16 protein-coding genes are annotated in these 20,421 nt (G+C 64.2%); 5 read left to right on the plus strand and 11 right to left on the minus strand.

Annotated elements, in window-relative coordinates; all coding sequences use genetic code 11:
* Window positions 1-69 precede the first annotated feature (69 nt).
* The 3 genes from DGI_RS08385 (at window position 70) to phoU (ending at window position 2,790) form a co-directional block, all read left to right on the plus strand.
* Window positions 70-1,122 carry a substrate-binding domain-containing protein gene (locus DGI_RS08385; protein WP_034607239.1) on the plus strand — a complete coding sequence of 351 codons (1,053 nt, stop codon included), beginning with the start codon at window positions 70-72 and terminating at the stop codon, window positions 1,120-1,122.
* Between the two features lie 230 nt (window positions 1,123-1,352).
* On the plus strand, window positions 1,353-2,099 hold the full coding sequence (pstB, locus tag DGI_RS08390) for a phosphate ABC transporter ATP-binding protein PstB (RefSeq protein ID WP_235619919.1): 747 nt from the start codon (window positions 1,353-1,355) through the stop codon (window positions 2,097-2,099).
* Between the two features lie 19 nt (window positions 2,100-2,118).
* On the plus strand, window positions 2,119-2,790 hold the full coding sequence (phoU, locus tag DGI_RS08395; protein ID WP_021760475.1) for a phosphate signaling complex protein PhoU: 672 nt from the start codon (window positions 2,119-2,121) through the stop codon (window positions 2,788-2,790).
* Window positions 2,791-2,910: 120 nt separating this feature from the next.
* Here the strand turns inward: phoU and folE2 are convergent, their stop codons facing one another.
* Window positions 2,911-3,741 carry a GTP cyclohydrolase FolE2 gene (folE2, locus tag DGI_RS08400; RefSeq protein ID WP_202961821.1) on the minus strand — a complete coding sequence of 277 codons (831 nt, stop codon included), beginning with the start codon at window positions 3,739-3,741 and terminating at the stop codon, window positions 2,911-2,913.
* A gap of 183 nt (window positions 3,742-3,924) precedes the next feature.
* Here folE2 and DGI_RS19030 point away from each other — a divergent pair, with 183 nt between their 5' ends.
* Complete coding sequence (locus tag DGI_RS19030) at window positions 3,925-4,620, plus strand: PilZ domain-containing protein (RefSeq protein WP_021760477.1); 696 nt, start codon at window positions 3,925-3,927, stop codon at window positions 4,618-4,620.
* Window positions 4,621-4,716: 96 nt separating this feature from the next.
* On the opposite strand, the gene purT is transcribed toward DGI_RS19030, so the two are convergent.
* From purT to DGI_RS17125, 10 genes are all read right to left on the minus strand, one after another.
* Window positions 4,717-5,898 carry a formate-dependent phosphoribosylglycinamide formyltransferase gene (purT, locus tag DGI_RS08410; protein WP_021760478.1) on the minus strand — a complete coding sequence of 394 codons (1,182 nt, stop codon included), beginning with the start codon at window positions 5,896-5,898 and terminating at the stop codon, window positions 4,717-4,719.
* Window positions 5,899-6,059: 161 nt separating this feature from the next.
* Complete coding sequence (locus tag DGI_RS08415; protein ID WP_021760479.1) at window positions 6,060-6,785, minus strand: N-acyl homoserine lactonase family protein; 726 nt, start codon at window positions 6,783-6,785, stop codon at window positions 6,060-6,062.
* A gap of 183 nt (window positions 6,786-6,968) precedes the next feature.
* Entirely contained in the window at window positions 6,969-7,334 is a 366-nt protein-coding gene (locus DGI_RS08420) for a DsrE family protein (protein ID WP_021760480.1), read from the minus strand.
* A gap of 32 nt (window positions 7,335-7,366) precedes the next feature.
* Window positions 7,367-9,709: a PAS domain S-box protein gene (locus DGI_RS08425; protein ID WP_081696779.1), complete on the minus strand. Its 2,343-nt coding sequence runs from the start codon at window positions 9,707-9,709 to the stop codon at window positions 7,367-7,369.
* The gene (locus tag DGI_RS08430) at window positions 9,709-11,673 is read right to left on the minus strand and encodes a response regulator (RefSeq protein WP_051286361.1); all 1,965 of its coding nucleotides are present in this window, start codon (window positions 11,671-11,673) and stop codon (window positions 9,709-9,711) included. Before DGI_RS08430 ends, DGI_RS08425 begins: the two co-directional genes overlap by 1 nt.
* Window positions 11,674-11,755: 82 nt before the next feature.
* A complete protein-coding gene (locus DGI_RS08435) occupies window positions 11,756-12,112 on the minus strand; it encodes a response regulator (RefSeq protein ID WP_021760544.1) in 357 nt (118 codons plus the stop codon).
* Window positions 12,113-12,146: 34 nt separating this feature from the next.
* On the minus strand, window positions 12,147-12,794 hold the full coding sequence (locus DGI_RS08440; RefSeq protein ID WP_021760487.1) for a DUF1641 domain-containing protein: 648 nt from the start codon (window positions 12,792-12,794) through the stop codon (window positions 12,147-12,149).
* Window positions 12,795-12,809: 15 nt separating this feature from the next.
* Window positions 12,810-14,051, minus strand: a complete 1,242-nt coding sequence (gene sqr, locus DGI_RS08445; protein WP_021760489.1) for a type III sulfide quinone reductase, selenoprotein subtype — start codon at window positions 14,049-14,051, stop codon at window positions 12,810-12,812.
* Window positions 14,052-14,300: 249 nt separating this feature from the next.
* Complete coding sequence (locus DGI_RS08450) at window positions 14,301-15,854, minus strand: sigma-54-dependent transcriptional regulator (protein WP_051286363.1); 1,554 nt, start codon at window positions 15,852-15,854, stop codon at window positions 14,301-14,303.
* A complete protein-coding gene (locus DGI_RS17125) occupies window positions 15,851-17,440 on the minus strand; it encodes a PAS domain-containing sensor histidine kinase (RefSeq protein WP_021760493.1) in 1,590 nt (529 codons plus the stop codon). Before DGI_RS17125 ends, DGI_RS08450 begins: the two co-directional genes overlap by 4 nt.
* Before the next feature lie 162 nt (window positions 17,441-17,602).
* Between DGI_RS17125 and DGI_RS17130 the strand changes: the two genes are divergently transcribed.
* Window positions 17,603-20,284, plus strand: a complete 2,682-nt coding sequence (locus DGI_RS17130; RefSeq protein ID WP_021760494.1) for an ATP-binding protein — start codon at window positions 17,603-17,605, stop codon at window positions 20,282-20,284.
* The last annotated feature ends 137 nt before the right edge of the window (window positions 20,285-20,421 follow it).

Raw genomic sequence — 20,421 nt, forward strand, 5'->3', positions numbered from 1 at the left:
GGCAGCTTTGGATATACAGCAACGCAAACAACACACGTGCTTTGCACAATGCTCCTGAGGAGGAACATCATGTTGAAAGGTCTCACCGTCGCAGCGGCTGCTTTGCTGCTGGCCACCAGCGTGAACTTCGCGCACGCCCAGGCCGCCAGGGACACCATCAAGGTCGTGGGTTCTTCCACGGTCTACCCCTTCTCCACCGTGGTTGCGGAAACCTTTGGCAAGGGCGGCAAGTTCAAGACGCCCACCATTGAATCCACCGGCACCGGCGGCGGCATGAAGCTGTTCTGCGCCGGCGTGGGCGTGGGCCACCCCGACATCACCAACGCCTCCCGCCGCATGAAGAAGTCCGAGTGCGAAGACTGCATGAAGAATGGTGTCAAGGAAGTGGTGGAAGTCAAGGTCGGCTACGACGGCATTGTCATCGCCAACTCCAAGAAGACCGGGCTGTTCAAGCTGGCCATCGTGGATTTGTACCGCGCCATGGCCAAGGAAGTGGAAGTTGACGGCAAGATGGTCGCCAACCCCTTCAAGACCTGGAAGGAAGTGAACCCCGCGCTGCCCGCCGCCAAGATCGAAGTGCTCGGGCCCCCTCCCACATCCGGCACCCGTGACGCCTTCCTCGAACTGGTGATGGAAGTCGGCGCCAAGTCCTCCCCCTTCCTGAAGGCCCTGGAAAAGGAAGACGGCAAGAAGTGGAAAGCCTACGCGCACACCATTCGTGAAGACGGCGCCTACATCGACGCTGGCGAAAACGACAACCTCATTGTTCAGAAGCTGGACGCCAACCCCAGCGCCCTGGGCATCTTCGGCTTCTCCTTCCTGGACCAGAACGCCGACAAGATCCAGGGTTCCGAAGTGGATGGCGTTGCCCCCACCTTCGACAACATCGCCTCCGGCAAGTACTCCGTGTCCCGCCCCCTGTACTTCTACGTGAAAAAGGCGCATGCTTCCGTCATTCCCGGCATTCCTGAGTACCTGGCTGAATTCACCAGCGAAAAGGCCTGGGGTAAGGACGGTTACCTGGCCTCCAAGGGCATGATCCCCATGCCCGACGCCGAGCGCAAGGAATTCGCTGCCAAAGCCAAGGGCTTGACCCCCGTTGACTGCGGCGCCCTGAAGTAGGCATTCTTGTCCAGGCGGGCCGGCATGCCAGCGCTGCCGGCCCGCCTGCCTCTTGTTGCATCACTTTTCACTCTCCATTCAGGAATTCAGACAGGAACACCGCCATGGACGAGCGCACCCCCGACGCATCCTCCGCCACGGCCAAGGCCGGCGCCTCCGGAAAGGGGCCCAAACGCGTCCCCCGCGACAATCGCCAGACCGTCGGGACCCAGCACGTTCCCGAACCGCGCATGCGTTGCGTGGATGTCAACGTCTATTACGGCGACAAGCATGCCATCAACAACGTGTCCATGGACATCGGCAACAACGAGGTCATCGCCATGATCGGTCCCTCGGGCTGCGGGAAGTCCACCTTCCTGCGATGCCTGAACCGCATGAACGACACCATCGACAGCTGCCGCGTCACCGGACTTATTGAACTGGACGGCCGGAACATCTATGATCCCAAGGTGGACGTAGTCCCCCTGCGGGCCCAGGTGGGCATGGTGTTCCAGAAGCCCAACCCGTTCCCAAAATCCATTTATGAAAACATCGCCTATGGGCCGCGCATCCATGGCCTGGTGAACACCAAGAGCGAGATGGACGAGATTGTGGAAACGTCCCTCAAGCGCGCCGGGTTGTGGAACGAGGCCAAGGACCGGCTGGACCAGCCCGGCACCGGGCTTTCCGGCGGGCAGCAGCAGCGCCTGTGCATTGCCCGCACCATCGCCGTGAGTCCGGAAGTCATCCTCATGGATGAGCCGTGCTCCGCCCTGGACCCCATTGCGACGTCGATTATCGAAGACTTGATCGACGAACTGCGCGAACATTTCGCCATCGCAATCGTCACGCATTCCATGCAGCAGGCCTCCCGCGTTTCCCAGCGTACAGCCTATTTTCACCTGGGCGACCTCATCGAAATCGGCCCCACGGAGCAGATTTTCACGAACCCGCTCCATGAATTGACGCACGATTACATCACTGGCCGCTTCGGCTAGGCCATTTGCGAGGAATTGTATGACGGCCAAAGATAAACCGCATATTGTCCGCTCTTTTGACGAAGAGCTGGAAAGCATGACCTCCCTGCTGGTCAGCATGGGAGAGAAGGCCTTGGTGCAGTTGGAGAAAGCGGTGCAGGTCCTGCGCACCCGGGACGCCGATCTGGCCCACGCCATCCTGCGCGCGGACGATCTGGTGGACTCCATGCACGCCCAGGTCAATACCCTGACCGTGGGCCTGCTGGCCACCCGTCAGCCCGTGGCCACAGATCTGCGCCACGTGGTGGCCGCCCTCAAGATGGCCACGGACCTGGAGCGCGTGGCCGACTATGCCGCCAGCGTGGCCGGCAGCTCCCTGGCCATGCCCGCCGCCCCCTCCGATGTGGTGATGGAGAAGGTCGAGGCCCTGGCCGATGTGGCGAAGCAGTTGCTGGCGGACGTGGTGAAGGCCCTGGAGGAAGAAAGCGAGGAAGCCGCCGTGGCCGTGTGGCAAGGCGACGACGCCGTGGATGCGGCCTATCTGGCCCTCATGCAGACGCTGCACGAGGAGATCGCCGCCCATCCGGAGCACTTGGCCGTGAATTCCCAGCTCATCTTCGTGGCCCGCTCCCTGGAACGCCTGGCCGATCACGTCACCAACGTGGCCAGCCATCTCATCTATTCCGTTACCGGAAAAATCTACAAAGGGTAGCCGCCAGGGCTGCCTTGCTACGCACAACAGCCGGCAAGGAGCGGATCCTTCGCCGGCTGTTGTGCGTGCCTCGGCTGCGGGGAGGCTCAGGCGTCCCTGGTCCAGGCGATGCGGGGAGGCTCAGGCGTCCCTGGTCCAGGCGATGCGGGCAAAGGCGTTGTGGTTGTGGATGGATTCCAGGGTCTCCGCGTGCACCCGAAAGGCCTGCACCCGTTCGTCGGCCATGAGGGCCGCCGCGGTGTGGCGGGCCATGTCCTCCACGAAGACGGGATTTTCGTACATGCGCATGGTCACCACGCGCTCGTCGGGCCGCTTGAGCAGGGGATAGACCGGGGAGGAGGCAGCGCCCTCGGCCACGGCAATGCATTCCTCGATGCCCGGCACGTCCCAGCCGCCCTCGGCAGCCCGGCGCGGCGTGATCTCCATGCGGATGCGGCCGCGCTGGTTGTGCGCGCCGTAATCGCTGATGGCCTTGCTGCAGGGGCACAGGGCCGCCACCGGGGCTTCCACGGCCAGGGTGAATTGCGGATCGGCATCGCCGGAACGCACATGGTAGCTGCACGCATAGTCCATGAGGGCCGCGGCGCCGGTATGCGGGGCGCGACGTTCCAGGAAGAAGGGGAACGCCATGTCCAGGGCGGCCTGCCGGGCCTGCAGGCGGCGGCGCAGCTCGTCCAGCAGGGCGGCCAGCCGCTGCGGCGAGAATACCTGGGTGCGGGCTTCCTCCAGCACTTCCACAAACCGGCTCATATGCGAGCCCTTGGCGTCATGCGCCAGGCTGGCGGAAAGGGACAGGGTGGCGGTGACCAGTTGAGGGGCGCGGGCGTTGTCTGCCACGAGCACGGGCAGCCGCAGGCCGCAGACGCCTACGGCGTCGATGAAAATGGGCCATGGCGCGGCCTGGTTCTGGGTGTCTTCCAGCAACAGCGACGAAACATGCGGGGGGTTCACAAGAATCTCCGAAAGCAAAAAGATCAGCCTGGCTGCATCCGTCGCCTGGCTGGCCCCTGTACCGTACCAGCAAGGGCCAGGGGAGGCAAAGAAAACTCCGGGCCGAAAATGGCCCCGCCGTCCGGCAATTCGGTCTTTACAATTTTGCCGCCGGCATGATGATATGACCTGGGGGAACCAGTCATGCGCATGTTTTGTCCGCAGTGCAACATCTTCCTGGCCGTGGGATCCTTGCAGCCCAAAACGGCGTTTCGGTGCCACAACTGCAGCCATCGCATTCTGCCGCCAGCTCCCAACGCGGCGTATTTCGCCTGTCCTCACTGCGGGTTGCGGCGTGAACTGAGCGCCCGACACATTGGCGTGCTGGTCAAGTGTTCGCATTGCGGCCAAGTGAGCCGCACGGATTCCCTGTATTTGCCGAATCAACCGCCGCTCGAAGCGGCCGCGCCGCTTGCGCCGCCCTCCAGGAGTGTCGCCACCCCACAAGAGCGCCGTCGCGCCATGCGCCATGTGTTGCACGACCTCACTGCCTACCTGGGATTGCTGGTGGGCAATGCGGATGTGCAGAACATCAGCGAGACCGGTGCCGGCTTTGCCATCGCATCGCCGGAACGCGAGTTTCAGGTGGGCGAACAACTGTATGCTGATCTGCTGTTCCAACAGGAACTGGTCATCGCAAAAGCGCCGCTGGTGGTGGTGCGGCACAACGCCACTGCGCTGGGCTGTCGCTTTGAGCTGGAGGACTCGTCCCTGCAACGTCGCATCCGCCTGCTCATCGACCAGGGCCTGCTGACCGAACAGTACCTCCGCGATCCCGTGGCCCTGGAATTCGAGAAGCATGCCGGCCGCTTCCAGCTGCGGGAGCATGATTTGTATTAGGGCATTTTCATGTTGAAAAAGGACATTGCGAGAGGGGACACCTGTTGAAAAAGGTTCTCCCCTCTCGCGTTTTCCCCTTTCCAAAGCTACCTTGCCCTACAGCGTCACCTGCACCTGCCCGGCCACGCGGATGGCCTTGGCCTTGGCGTCTTCCACGTCGGTTCCCAGGGCCAGGGCCACGCCCATACGCCGCAGGCCGCGCACCTCGGGTTTGCCGAAGAGACGGATGGCGGTGTCCGGCTCGGCCAGGGCCTCGGGGGCAATGACGTAGCGCGGCGCGGCGGAGTCGCCCTCGGCCAGGATGACCCGCGACGCCGCAGGGCCATACTGCCGGATGGCCGGCACGGGCAGGCCCAGAATGGCCCGGACATGCAGCGCGAATTCCGACAGATCCTGGGAGATGAGCGTCACCATGCCCGTGTCGTGCGGGCGGGGGGAGACCTCGGAGAAGATGACCTCGTCGCCCTTGATGAACAGTTCCACGCCGAAGATGCCGCGCCCGCCCAGGGCGGCGGTGATGGCCTCGGCCATGCGGTGGGCCTCGGCCAGGGCGGCCGGCGTCATGGGGTGCGGCTGCCAGGATTCGCGGTAGTCGCCTTTTTCCTGGCGGTGGCCTATGGGCTGGCAGAAGCATACGCCCTCGGCATGGCGGACCGTGAGCAGGGTGATTTCGTAGTCAAAATCCACGAATCCTTCCACAATCACCCGGCCGGCGCCGGCGCGGCCGGCGGTCTGGGCGTAGTCCCAGGAGGCTTCGGCCTCGGCCTCGTCGCGGGCCACGCTCTGCCCCTTGCCCGAGGAGGACATCACCGGCTTGACCACGCAGGGAAACCCCACCGTGCGGCAGGCGTCCAGAAATTCGGCCCTGGTGTCGGCAAAGCGATACGGCGAGGTCCGCAGCCCCAGCTCCTCGGCGGCCAGACGGCGGATGCCTTCGCGGTCCATGGTCAGCCGGGCGGCTCTGGCCGTGGGGATGACGGTCACGCCCTCGGCCTCCAGCGCCAGCAGCTCTTCGGTGGCGATGGCCTCGATCTCCGGGACCACGAAATCCGGCTGCTCGGCCGTGATGATGTCGCGCAGGGCTGCGGCGTCCAGCATGCTGATCACATGGGACCGGTGCGCCACCTGCATGGCCGGGGCGTTGGGGTAGCGGTCCACGGCGATGACCTCCACGCCCAGCCGCTGGGCCTCGATGGCCACTTCCTTGCCGAGTTCGCCGGCGCCAAGGAGCAGCAGTTTTGTGGCGGAGGATGTCAGGGGCGTGCCGATGCTGGCCATGCGGGTCTCCTTCAAAAAGGTGAGGGGGGAGGCCGGAGGCTACAAGGGAGCGGCGCGAAGGGCAAGGGGGAGGAGGGCGGCCCCGGGGATGCCTTGTGCAAGAAGGCATCCCCCGGACCGGTTGGGGTTGGCGGTGTGCGGCGTCTCGGGCGGGGAAACAATTACGCCTTGGCGCGGGTGGCCACGGTGAGGTCGTGCAGGGGGTAGAGCTCGGCCCCGGCCTGCCGCATGGCCTTGAGGGCCTGGGCGGTATCGTGGGCGACATATGCATTGCAGTGCACGCCAGGGCACACGGCCAGGCCAGATGCCGGGAAGTTTTCCTGGTTGCTGCACATGCCGGCGATGACGGCCGGCCCCTCGTCTGTCTCCACCACCACAGTCTGGCTGCCGGGGGTATGGCCGGGGGTCAGCAGGACCTTGAGACCGGGCAGGATTTCCGCGTCGCCGTCCAGCTCCACCAGATTGACGCCATCGATGTAGGATGCATCATAGCGGTAGTCCACGGGATGCGGATTGCGGCAGGCCTCGGCTTCCAGTGTCTGCACGAAGATTCTGGCGTTGGGAAACAGCGGGTTGTTGCCGCAATGGTCGTCGTGCAGGTGGGTGTTGATGACGCCCCAGACGTCTTCGGGCCTGATGCCCACGGCGGCCAGGGCGTCTTCCATGAGCTGGGCGTCCAGACCGGTTTCGTCAATGAATTCCTGCGGCGGCACAAAGTCTTCAAGGCCGGTGTCCACCAGCAGGATGCGGCCTTCGCCGCCCTTTTCCCTGAGCAGGAAGGACCATATGGGCAGCCAGATGCGCTTGCCGTAGCCGCGCTGCCAGGTCATGATCCCCTGGTCCACATTGCGTACCCCCACCAGCAGGGGCGTGATGGAAAATGACATGCACTCAACTCCTGTTAGAGCAGTGTGTTTTTGAGAAGAGTTCTCGGGGGGACCCCCTCCCAAAGACTTTTTTGGCATCATTGCAAGTGCCATCAACATTTTGGAAGGGGAGAACGCGAGAGGGAAGAACCTGTTGCAAAAGGTTTCCCCTCTCGCACGGATCTTTTTCAAGCGCAATCTTCTCTAGAACGAAAACACTTTCGATTCTTCTGCTAGGTCCAGCATGGCGGCGTCGCTCATCAGGGCCAGGCCGCTGGGCAGGGCCGGGCGGATCCCCAGGCGCTGCCGGGCGCTGTGCACATCCAGCAGGATGGAAGCCCTGGCCTTGCGCAGGAACTGGAAGTGCTGGCACAGGGCATCCGGCGCCACCTCCGGCAGTTTGTCCGGCTGCGAGCAGATGAAGCGTTGGGCCAGCAGCACGGCTTCGTCCATCAGAAACAGGCTGACCTCGTGCCCCTTGAGCACGGCCAGCCGGGCCAGCCGCAGGCAGCGCTCCACGCGGCCGCCGTCTTCGGGTCCCCGGGCCAGGACGAACAGGTATTTGCTCATGGTTTTCTCCCCGTGTGTCTCGATGAGTCGGTCTATGCTTCCCGGGCCACGGGCAGGCGGATGTGGAAGCTCGCGCCGCCGGCCTCGTTGGTGGAGACGTGGATCTGCCCGCCGTGATCCTGGATGATGCCGTAACTGATGGACAACCCCAGCCCCGTGCCCTTGCCCACCTGTTTGGTGGTGAAGAAGGGCTCGAAGATGCGGGCCGCGATGGCCGGCGGCACGCCGCCGCCGGTATCCGAAATGCGCAGGGTCACGTATTCCTGATTGTGCATGGTCTTCACGGTGATGCGGCGTGCTGCCGTGTGGCCGGTCTTTTCCAGCCGTTCGGCGTGCTCCTCAATGGCGTCGCGGGCGTTGAGCAGGAAATTGATGAACACCTGCTCCATGCGGTTGGGTTCGCAGCGCACCAGGGGCAGTTTTTCGTCCAGATCCCAGACCATCTCGATATTGCGCAGGGCCAGCTGCTGGCCGAAGAAATCGAAGGCGCGCCGGAGCACGTCGTTGAGGTTCACGGGCTCCAGGTGCAGTTCTGCCTTGCGGCCAAATTCGCGCATGTGGTTGATGATGCGGGTGGCGCGTTCGATCTGCTGGGTGGCCAGCTCGGTCATGCGCGTGAGCAGGGGCAGTTCCGGCTGCTCGCCCCGGTTGAGGCGGCGGCGGACCAGATCCATGCTTGTCTGGATGACCGAAAGCGGCTGGTTGATTTCATGCGCCACCCCCGTGGCCATCTCGCCCAGGGTGGCCATTTTGGAGGCCTGGATGAGCTGCTGCTCAGCCTCCAGGCGCTTGGTGATGTCGCTGACCGTGGCCAGCAGCACGGTGCGGTCGAAGAATTCCGAGCGGGACACGCTGACACTGACGAAGAATTCGCGGCCGTCGCGGGCGCGCTGGCGGGCCTGATCCAGCCCCCGATGCAGCCCGGACCCGCTGGCGACGGCCTCGGTCAGGCGGGCGCGGTCCTGCTCTGCGGCGAAGAGATCCAGAAAGCGCATGCCCACCAGATCCTGCTTGTCGTGCCCGTAGAGCAGCACGGCGCCGCGGTTGCAGTCCAGGATGGTCAGCTCGCCGGGGTCGGACGGGTCCAGCACAAAGACGGCGCTGGGGATGTTATTGAAGATGTCCACATACTTGCGCTCGGAGCGTTTGAGCTCGCGTTCCAGCTCCTTGCGCTCGGTGATGTCCAGGCACATTTCCATGGCGGCCACGATGTTGCCGTCAGTGTCGTGGATGGGGGCGGTATGGACAATCCAGTGCGCCTTGGAGCCGTCCTTGTAGCAGCCGCTTTCCTCGGTGGTCCAGCAGCGGCCGGTCTCGAAGGTTTTTTCCACGGGGCAATCCGGGCATTTTTCGTCCCGGTTTTTGTAGGCTTTGTAGCAGAACTGGCCCTTGGCCGCGGAGAACCGCTCCTGAAAGGTGCGGTTGAAGCGCAACAGGCGGTAGTCGCGGTCCTGCACGGTCACCAGACAGGGCACACCCTCGAAGAGATCCTGATACAGGTTGCGCTGGCGGGCGAGCTCGCTGTTCTTGGCCACCAGATCGCCGCCCATGGTGCGGATGGTGGCAGCCAGGTGGCCGATTTCATCCTCCTGCACCGCCGGGGGGGCAGGGGGCATCTCTCCGCGGGCAAGGATGGCGGCGTCTTCGATGATGCGCTGGATGGGCCGCTTGATGAGCACCACCACCAGCAAAAAGAGCGCGCCGGCGCAGAGCAGAAAGAGGATGACGGCCAGCCACACCGTCTGGACCATGCTTTCATCCGCCAACGCCTGACTACCCTGGGTGGAGAAGGAGATGTCCAGCACGCCGAGGATCTTGTCTTCCTCATTGTGGAAGTGGCAGCCGGCCGGGTCCGAGCAGCCCGGCTCGTTGGGGATGGGGCTGGCCAGCCGCAACAGGCGCTCGCCGTCCTCCACGTTCTCGCTGTACAGGCGTTGTTCCAGGGAAGGGGTGAGCAGGGCGGGGGTGCTGCCGTGGCAGGTCTGGCACAGGGGCTCGAACTGGGAGAACCGCACGCCCACTTCCCGCGCATCGGTGGAGAACATCATCTGTTGCTGCTTGTTGAAGATGCGGATGCCGCGAATCTCCGGCAGGGTGCCGCAGTTTTCCACAATGGCCCGGATGTCGTCCCGGGAGTTGAGCATCATGGCGTAATGCAGGCCAAGCTGCACGGTGCTGGCCACGCGATCCGCGCTGGCCACGATACTCTGCCGGGCAAAGGCCTGCTGATGGCGGATGTGGTAAAAGCTCCAGGCCAGGATGCAGACGAACAGGATGCAGACGATGGGCGCGGCCAGCTTGAGGGTCAGCCGGGTGCGGGCGTAGGCCGCCATGCGCTGCGCCAGCGAGCGAAGCAGCCGGCCAGGGCGGGGCATCAGGCGCGCTCCCCGGCGCTGCCGCCGCGGGGCAGGGTGATGACGATGCGCGAACCGTGGTCCGGCTCACTTTCCACCAGAATGCGGCCGCCGTGCTGGGCCACAATCTGGTTGGAGATGAACAGCCCCAGGCCTGTGCCGCGGGAACCCTTGGAGGAAAAGAACAGGGTGAACATCTTCTCGCGGGTGTGCTGATCCATGCCCACGCCGTTATCCACAATTTCAAACGCCAACTGGCCGTCCACATCGGCCACATGCAGCCGCACGGCCTTTTCGGCGGGCGGGACCTGCTGCTGGTGGGCGGCCTCGGCGCAGGCGTCCACGGCGTTTTCCAGAAAATTGACCAGGGCGGAGTGCATGGCCGTCTCGTCCATGGCGATCTGGCCGGCCCCGGGGGCAATATCCACGATGCATTGCACGCCGCGGGATGCGGCCTTGGCGCCGGCCACCTCGGCCAGATCCCGGGCAAAGGCGGCGGCATCCACCCGGACGCGTTCCGGCTCGCGGCTCTTGGCGTAGTACAGGATATCCAGGACCATCTTGCGGATGCGGGCGATCTTGTCCCGCACGATGCCCCAACCCTCGCGGACCTTGGCGTCGTTCTCGCGGCGCAGGCCGGCTTCCACCTTGTACACGCCGCCGTCCAGGGAGGTGAGCAGGCCCTTGACGCCGTGGGACATGGAGCCCAGCATCAGCCCCAGGGAGGCCAGATGGTCCTGCAACTGGCGAATCTGGGTGATGTCCGTGGCGATTTCCATTACCTGGTCGATCTCCCCGGCCTCGTTGCGCACGGGCGCGGTCTGGATGAGCACATGCCGTTGCGCACCACTGCGGGTGGCCACCACGGTTTCGCTCTCGTGGGACAGGCCGTCCTCGAAAGTCTCGGCCACGGGGCAGGCCTCGCAAGGGTGGTCCCGATGCCCGAACAGGTCATGACAGCGGCAGGCCTCCCCGCCCCTGGTTTCCCCGAAGTCCTGGCGAAAGCGGCGGTTGGCGTCCACAATGCGGAATTCCCGGTCCACCACGGCGATGGTGGCCGGCACGGCATCGAACAGGCGCTGCCATTTTTCCCGGGCCGCGCGTAGTTCCTCCTGCAGGCGGTTCACTTCCGAGACATCCACCGAAAGCTCCACCACCAACTCCACCTGCCCGTCCTGGTTGAGGATGGGAGCCGTGTGGACGATGACCGGGATCTCCTGGCCGTCCTTGTCCCGCAGGCGTTCGCGGCTGCGCTGGGCCTTGCCGGTCTCGATGGTCTGCCACACCGGGCAGGCGTTGCCGCTGCCGGCGCGGTCGGCGTAGGCTTCCCAGGAATGGTGCCCCACCAGATCGCCCAGGCGGGTTTTGCACAGCTGGTTTGCGGCCACAATCTCCAGATACCTGTTGTGGATGGAGATGAAGCACGGCAGCTCGTTGAAGTAGCTGGGGCCTTCCTCGAAGGCCGCGGCAAGGCTGCGCATGGCCGTGGAGAGGCCCTCCACCACCTGACCCACGGCCAGTTGGCGTTCCAGCTCCACCAGGCGGGCGCTTTTTTCCTTGACGATGCGCTCCAGGTTTTGCGTGTGCTCCCGAAGCTGGCGGCGCATGGCAATCTTTTCCGAGGCCCGCTTGAGGGCGTTCACCAGCAACTCGTCGCGCACGGGCTTGGTGATGAAGTCCATGGCCTCCAGTTGCAGACTCTTGATGGCCAGCTCCATATCCCCGTGCCCGCTGACCATGATGACCTCGATATCCGGCCAGGCCGCCTTGATGCGCTTGAGCAGCTCGATGCCGTCCATGCCGGGCATCTTGATGTCCGTGAGCACGATGCCGGGGCCGAAGGTTTCGCAGGCTGCCAGGGCGGCCTCCCCATGGGCGGCGGTCTGCACGGCGTAGCCCAGGTCGGCCACGGACAGCTCCAGCACCTCCCGGATGGGGGCTTCGTCGTCCACGATCAGAACACGCTCGGGCAACCCGTCTTGCATGCTCGGCTCCTGCGTCGGATGTTGTCGGGGAACCCCTTTCTGTAGAAAGGGGTTCCCCCTCGCGCTTCGGTGTCGCCTGTTCTTACGCGCCCATCATTTCCTTGGCCAGGGCCAGGGTTTTCTGGGGATCCACGGGCTTGGAGAGCACGGGGACGTTCTTGTTAATTGCCGGCGGGCGGGGGCCGACGCCGGAGATGACGATGACCGGAATCTCGGCCAGGGACGGTTCCTGGCGCAGTTTGACATAGAACAGCGTGCCGCCGCGGCCGGGCATGTCCATATCCAGGGTGATGAGGTCCGGGCGATGCACCTGGGCGCGTTCCAGGCCCTCCACCCCGTTGGAGGCCACGAACGTGGTGAAGCCGGCCTCGTCGAACACGTCCTTCAGGTAGGACACGATATCCGGATCGTCGTCGATGATGAGAATTTTCTTGGACATATGCACCTCGTGATTCACCGTGTACGCTGGTGGATTACTTCAGTTTCTGGAGAGACTTTGCCATTTGCAGGCCCACGCCCAGACCCTCGCGCAGTTCGGGGTCGCGCATGGCGGCGAGCATGCCCCGGAAGCCGAGGGGCTCGGCGTCCTTCAGGTTCATACTGGCCGGCATCTCTGCGAGTTTGTTCAGGAATGCTATGGATCCCGGAGTGGATATCTTCTTGAGCAAGCCCAGCATCTGCACAAAGCTGTCGCTCATTTGTTCGATGTCTTCGGGGCCGTACTGGGCGGCCACCTTGGCGCGCACCTCCAGCATGGCTTCGTAGGTGCGGAACACGCCACGCTGCTCCATGGTGCCCAGGAAGCGGATGGTGTTGTGCACGGAGCTCTTGAGCATGGGTTCCATGGTGTGGAACAGTTCGATGGCGTTTTCCATCTGGTCCAGCATGTAGGCGATGTTCTTCATGTTGCGCAGGAAGCGCTTGAGCATGAGGAACCCGTCTTCAAGCTCGAAGCCGTGGTCCACCTGACCGAGTTCGCGCAGCAGATGCTGGAAGGAAGACTTCATCAGGGGGCTCAGGTCGTCCTTGAGCTCCTGAAGTTCCAGCCGGGACTTGCGCATTTCCATCAGCTCGGCTTCGATGGTCTCCAGTTTTTGCAGAATCAGGTCCTCGTTCTTCATGATGCAGAACCCTCCTTACAGGCTGCACGCGCCCATGCGCTTCTTGCCGGCCATGAACATCTGGGGTTCCAGAGGCAGTTCCTTGCCCTTGAGCATGAGATTGAAGTACACCCACTTGAACATCATCTTGCCCATGTAGTTCATGAAGGATTCGCCCAGCAGATCCATGGGGCCGAGGCCGGGGAAGGGATATTTGCCCGGCAGGGGCTCGATTTTGTAGTTGAAGTCGATGAGGGTGGCCTTTTCGTAGCCGGTGACGATGAAGCAGGTGGAGTGACCGTCGAATTCGGGGCGCGGATCCAGGCCTTCGATTTCGCGGTGCAGGTTTTCGGCCACCACGTCGGACTCGAAGTGCGCCACGGAGCCGGCCTTGGAGGTGGGCACGTTGGTGGCGTCGCCAATGACGTACATGTTTTCGTACTTCTTGGACTTCAGCGTGTAGTGGTCCGTGTCCAGGTAGGCCATGGCATCGCCGATTTCGGAATCCTCGATGACCTTGGAGCCGAAGTTGGGCGGGATGGAGACCAGCAGGTCGTATTCCACTTCCTCGCCCTTGTGGGATTCGATGACCTTGCGGCCCACGTCCACGCTGCCGATTTCAAAGTTGGGCGTGATCTTGATGTTCTTTTCTTCGCACAGCTTGCCCAGGATCTCGGCAGCCACGGGCTTGGTGAACGCGCCCGTGAGGGGGGTGACCAGCTCGATCTCGATGTTGCAGCGGCTGTCGTTGATCATGTAGAACCAGTCGGCCAGAAACACGAATTCCAGCGGGGCCACCGGGCACTTGATGGGCATTTCGGCGATGTTCAGCACCAGCTTGCCCTTGTTGAAGTGCTTGAGCTTCTTGGCCAGGGCCACGGCGCCGTCGGGGGTGTAGAAGTCGTGGATGTCCTTGCGCCAGCCGTCGCTCATGCCGTCGATTTCGTCAGGCACGATGCGGCAGCCGGTGCCCACCACCACCCAATCGTACGTGTGGGTGCCGCCCTTGCAGGTGACCTTCTTGGCCACGGGGTCGATGTTCTCAATCTCGTCCTGCACGAACTCCACATTGGAGGGGATGAAATCCATCTGCGGCTTGATGCAGTCCTTGAGCGAATAGATGCCGAAGGGGATGAACAGCCAGCCAGCCTGATAGTGATGCTGCCAGGACCGGTCGATGATGGTGATCTTCCATTCTTTGGGGTTCAGCAGTTTGGCCATCTTGGCGGCCACCATGACGCCGCCGGCGCCAGAACCCAGGATCAACAGCTTTTTCATATCGTTCACGGCTCCCTGATTAGGATGTGGATGCCAGGTGGACAGCACGGCGTCCGCTCGCCCGGGAGAAGGCAGGCCGCCCGCTGCATGGAGCCGAGAGAGCAAGGGGCGGGCCAAGTTTTTTATTCTGTGAATGCAGCTTGTTGCGTCAATCTATGGCCGGGGTGGCCGCCCTGGCGCAACCTGTGTTTACACCTGAATTGGTATGATTTGCGGTTGTGCTGTGTTTTCAGGGCAATACATCAGATGTCAACCCTGGTTGACATGTTGTCCAGGGTTGACGTGTTGTCCGGGGGTGACGCCGCCCAGGCCCTTGAGGCGCTTGTGCAGGGCCTGGCGGGAAATGCCCAGGAGCTTCGCCGCCTTGCTCTGGTTGCCGCCGGCCTCTTTGAGGGCCTGAAGGATCACATCCTCGGCCACGCGGGCCTCGGCCTGCCGCAGGGTGGGCAGGGCCTCCCGGGCCGGGAGCGGGGCGGGCGCAGCAGGGGCAGACGCTGCAGGGGAGGGCGGCGGTGCGGCGTGCTCCAGGCCCTGGCGAACGGAATCCATCCAGCCCTTCAGGGGCGCCAGATCCAGCGGCCCGCTGCCCTGGTGCAGGGTGCAGGCGTGGAACAGCATGGACTTGAGCTCGCGCACGTTGCCAGGGAAGGGGTAGCCCTCCAGCAGGGGATACAGCTCCCGCGGGATGGCCGGGGCCGGCATGCGGGTCTGGCGGGCGGCCTCTTCCAGAAACAGGGGCACCAGCAGCGACAGGTCTTCCAGGCGATCACGAAGCGGTGGAATCTCAATGAGGTGCGTCCTGAGTCGGAAGAAGAGATCCCGCCGGAACACGGCCGGGTCCAGCAGTTCGGCCACGGTCTTGTTGGTGGCGGCCACCAGCCTGCATTCCATGGGCCGGGGGGCATCCGCGCCCAAGGGATAGTATTCGCGCTCCTGGATGCAGCGCAGCAGCTTGAGCTGGGAGGAAAGGGAGAGGTCGCCGATTTCGTCCAGGAAGAGCGTGCCGTCTCCGGCTTCCTCCATCAGGCCGGCGCGGCCGCCCTGGGCGCCGGTGTAGGCGCCCTTTTTGTGGCCGAAGAGGGTGTCCGAGAGCATCACGTCGTCCAGCCCGGCCACGTTGCAGCCGATGAAGGGCCGGGCCACACGCGTGCCCAATCCCGCGACCAGCCCGGCGGCGGCGTGGATGCCCCGGGCGGCCAGTTCCTTGCCCACGCCGGTTTCCCCCACCACCAGCGCCGGTTCCCGGGAGCGGGCCACGGCGACCAGCTGGGCCTGCACCGCGCGCATGGCCGGATTGCGGGTCAGCAGTTCGCCGCCGGAATCCGCAGGAGGCGCTGCCGGCTGGGCGGTGACGGCAGGGCCGGGAGCGGGCCGCCCGGCCAGGGCCTGGGTGACGGCGGCCAGCAGTCGGGCGCGGTCCACGGGCTTGACCAAGTAATCCAACGCCCCGGCCTGCATGCAGCGCACGGCTGTTTCCACCTCGTTGTGCCCGGTGATGACGATGGCCGGCACGTCCAGCCCCCGGGCGCGCATGTGGGCCAGGATCTCCTCGCCGGTGGTGTGGGGCATGGAGAGATCGAGCATCACCAGGGAAAACGTCCGGCTGGCCAGCAGGCCCGGTACGGCACGGCTGTCCGCACAGAGCATGGTGTTGGTGATGCCGGAAAAGCGCAGGTTCAGGGCGTAGCTGGTGAGGGCCTGTTCCTCGTCGTCCACAATGAGGATGGGCGCGGACGGGGTGAGGGCCTGGGACCCTTGGGTACCGTGGGAATTTCGGGGACGGGCGACGGGAGACATGGTCATGACCTCTTGTCCTGCATCGTGCTGGGTGCATTGATGGCTCCGCTGCCGGGCAGGGCTTCGGGCAGGGCCAGCACGGCGCGGGTGCCCAGGCCCGGGGTGGATTCCAGCTCCAGCCGGCCGCCGTGTTCCCGGGCGATGGACAGGGAGATGGACAGCCCCAGCCCGGTGCCGCCCTGGCTGCCCTTGGTGGAGTAGAAGGGCTGCGTCACCAGGGGCAGGGCCTCGGGGGGGATGCCCACGCCTTCGTCGGTCACCACAATTTCCACGGCCCCGGCCTCGACGTTGCGCCGGGTTTCCACCACAATGCCTTGGCCTTCGTGCTCCAGGGCGTGGCAGGCGTTCTGCAGCAGATTGACCACCACCTGCTCCAGCCGTTGCCGTCGGCCGCGAACCAGGGGCAGACCCGTGCCGTAGCGCACGTCAAACCGCCGGGTGCGGCGGCCGATGTTCTTGTGCATCAGCAGGGCCGCAGCCTGGACCACTTCGTTGATGCCCAGCAGCTCGAAGCCGCCGTCCACGTCTTGGCGGCTGTACTGCTTGAGTTCCTTGACAATGCGGTTGATGCGCGTGGAGCCTTCCACCACGCCCTGCAGGAGCCTGGGCACAAAGTCCACAATTTCCGGAATGCCCACGTCGCCCATGGCCGGCTCCACATCCTCCTCGCGCAGGCGTTCCAGGGCCGGCTGCAGCCGCCACCACAAATCCATGAGCAATGGCGCGTTGAGCATGATGAAGTTGTTGGGATTGTTGATCTCGTGCGCCACCTCGGACACCAGCGCGCCCAGGGAAAGCAGCCGGTCCGCGTGCAGCACCCGGCTTTCCGCCAGCTTCTGATCCGAAATGTCCATGCCCACGGCCTGATACTCGCGGATGTGTCCGGTTTTGTAGAAAAATCCCTGCACCACCCAGCGGATCCACATGGGCCGGTCCTCCAGCGGCCCCAGGCTGCCGGCATCCTCCAGGCGCTGTTCCACTTCGGCCACGGGATGCTCGGGGCTGATGGACGCCACGGCGCTGTGGAATCCCTCCCGCACCGCCGGCGGCAGGGCCAGCAGCAGGTTTTCCCCCACGCATTCGTTGCGCCGCCGGCCGAAGCACCGGCAGCAGGAGGCATTGGCGTAGGTGATGGAGAAATCTGGCAGAAAGCAGCAGATGGGATCCGGCCGTTTTTCCAGGATGCTTTGATACTTCTTTTTGCGGTTGAGCAGGCCGTCGATGCAGTCGCGGTACTTGGTCACGTCTTCTACAATCAACTGCTGCAGCGTTTGCCCGTCCACCGTCACAGTGGCGCAGTGGATGCGCACCCAGCCGGTGGAGCCGTCTGCCCTGGCGATGGAGCGTTCCACATTGAGCCACTTGTTCTTGGGGCAGCAGATGTCCGGCATGGCGGCGCACATGCCCAGGCAGAACAGGGACAGGACATCCTGGAAGCCCATGAATTCCAGATCCCGCGGGGTGACCTCGGTGACGCGATGGAATTCCCGGTTCACGAAGACGACGTCATCGGCGTCGTCAGCCAGAATCACGCCCACGGGCAGGGCGTCATAGATGGGGCCGAGGGTGGCGGATAGTGTGGCGTCCAGCATATTCAGTCCTGGTTAGTATGGAATTTGCTCAGTAGCCCAGGCAGCGGGCCGTTGGCAAGTGCAATGCGGCGCATGAGCCGGTGCGTTTGTCAGACTCGGTTGCAAAAAGCAGCAATTCCCCTTACGATATTGCATTGTCCGCATTCAGGGGGTGGGGGCTGCATGCTGCGATCAACACGGTCCCGAATCGTTTTGCTGACGGCGCTTTCGGCCCTGCCCGCGTTGTGCATCTTTCTGTACAGCGGCTGGGAGTTGCGGCAGCAGCGCATTGCCGACGCCACGGCCCGGGTGATGCTGCTGGCCAAGGGCCTGGCCGAGATTCAGCAGCGCCATGCCGAGTCCACCCGGCATTTGTTGGAGACGGTGGCCTTCATGAATGTCGTGCGCCAGGGCGACGGCGAGGCCTGCAGCCAGCTCTTTGCCCGGCTCCTGGCAAGCCATCCGGACTATGCCAACATCCTGGCCACTACTCCGCAAGGGGACGTGTTCGCCTCCGGGGTGCCCTTCGAGAACATCAATTTGTCGGACCGTAAACACTTCCGCGATGCGCTGACCAGCAAGCAGTTCTCCGCCGGGGAATATATTGTCTCGCGCACCACCGGGGAACCGGCCTTTCCCTTTTCCCTGCCCATCCTGGACGACGCCGGCGAGGTGACGGCCATCCTCATCGCCTCCTTCAAGCTCACCGTGTACCGCAGCTATCTGCAGGAAGCGGGTGCGTCGGAGGATGTCATCATCGGTATTGTGGATTATGCCGGCATGCGTCTGTTTTATCATCCCCCCGCCCCCACCAATCCACCGGGCCAGCCCGTCAACAGTGGCGTCTGGCGGGCCATGACTGGCACCCAGGCCGATGACGGCGTGGTCCGGCAGGTGGGGTCCGACGGGCTGGACCGGTTCTTCAGCTGGAAGCGGCTGCGGCTGCGTCCCGGAGGGGCGCCGTACATCTATTGCGTGGCCGGCATGGCGGCGAACGATGTCCTGGCGGCTTCGGCGGCCATCACCAGGCGCAATCTGGCGCTCTGGCTGCTGGCGGCGCTGGTGGGCTGCGGCGGGGCGTATCTGTATGGTCATGCTGTGGTGGTCCGCCGGCTGGAGGCCATTTCCCGCGCGGCGCAGGCCCTGGGGCAGGGAGACTTCGCCGCGCGCACGGGCCTGCCGCCTGCCACGGATGACGTGGCCCAGCTGGCTACCGTCTTCGACACCATGGCCGGGCAGCTTCAGTCCCATGATGCGGACCGCACCCGCGCCGAGGAGAGCTTGCGTCTGAGCGAACAGCGCTTCCGCAGGCTGTTGGACGAGGTGCAGACCGTGGCCGTGCAGGGCTATACCATGGAGGGTGCGGTGCTGTACTGGAACCGGGCCTCGGAACTGCTCTACGGCTACACCGCGCAGGAGGCCCTGGGGCGGAACCTGCTGGAACTCATCATCCCGGAGCCCATGCACGAGGAGGTGCGACGGGGTATCCGGCGCATGGCCGTCTCGGATTTTGTTATTCCGGCAGGCGAGCTGTATTTGCGGCGCAAGGACGGCACGTTGACTCCGGTTTTTTCCAGCCACGTGCGGCTGCGCGTAGGCGAGCATGTGGAGATGTTCTGCCTGGATGTGGATCTCTCCGACCTCAAGCGGGCCGAGGCCGCGGCGCTGAAGGCCAAGGACGCCGCCGAGGCCGCCAACTTGGCCAAATCCGTCTTCCTGGCCAACATGAGCCACGAAATCCGCACGCCCATGAACGGCGTGCTGGGTATGCTGCAGTTGCTGCAGCGTTCATCCCTGGAGGCAGAGCAGCAGCTGTATGTGGAAAAGGCCATCCTCTCCTCGCGCCGGCTCACGCGGCTGCTGGCGGATATCCTGGACCTCTCCCAGGTGGAGTCCGGCCGGATGACCCTGCAGCACGCCCCCTTCCATCCCCGGGATCTGCAGGAAGCGGTGCGGGAACTCTTCGCCACCCCTGCTGCGGAAAAGGGCCTGGCCCTGGATATGCGCACGGATGCCGGCCTGCCCGAGCTGCTGGTGGGGGACGAGGTTCGCCTGCGCCAGATCCTGTTCAATCTGGTGAACAACGCCATCAAGTTCACGGCTGAAGGCTCGATACTGGTGGAACTTATCGCGTTGTCGCCCACGCGGGAAGCCCCGGTGCGCATGCTCATCACCGTCTGCGATACGGGCATCGGCATTCCGCCCGAACGGCTCCAGGAGTTGTTCAGCCCGTTCACCCAGCTGGATACGTCCGGCACCCGGCCGGACCACGGCGCCGGCCTGGGGCTGGCCATCGTGCGCCGGGTCACGGAACTCATGCGCGGCCACATCACCGTGGATACGATGCCCGGCGAGGGCACGTGCATGCATGTGGTGGTGCCGCTGGCGCTGCCGGACGGGGACGCCTCCCCCGCAGAGCCGGGCAGGCAAGACCACACCGCAGCGCAGCCGATCGATCCGCGGCCGGCGACGGCGCATCTGCACCTGCTGCTGGCCGAGGACGAAGCCACCAACCGGCTGGTGGCCGAACGCCTGCTGACTCAGGCCGGCCACGAGGTGGTGTGCGCGGAACACGGGCAGCAGGTGCTGGATCTGCTGCGCAGCCGGCACGTTGACTGCGTGTTCATGGACATTCAGATGCCCGTGCTGGACGGCATCGAAGCCACCCGCCGCATTCGCGCCGGCCTGGCCGGAGAGGCCGTGCGCAACGTGCCCATCATCGCCCTGACCGCTCATGCCATGAAGGGAGACCGGGAACGCTTTCTGCAGATCGGCATGAATGGCTATCTGGAAAAACCCCTGGCCATGGAGCTGGTGCAGGCCACCCTGGAACAGGCCCTGCGCCACGCCCGGCGTATGGGGTAGGGCACATTCGCGTAGAAAAGGATTCGTGCGAGCGGGGAAACCTTTTTGCAAAAGGTTCGCGTCTCTCGCGCTCTCCCCTTCCNGGGAAGAACCTTTCTGCAGAACGGTTTTCCCCCGAGAACTTCTTTCAAAGATAA

It is taken from the genome of Megalodesulfovibrio gigas DSM 1382 = ATCC 19364 (genome assembly GCF_000468495.1).
Lineage (GTDB): Bacteria > Desulfobacterota > Desulfovibrionia > Desulfovibrionales > Desulfovibrionaceae > Megalodesulfovibrio > Megalodesulfovibrio gigas.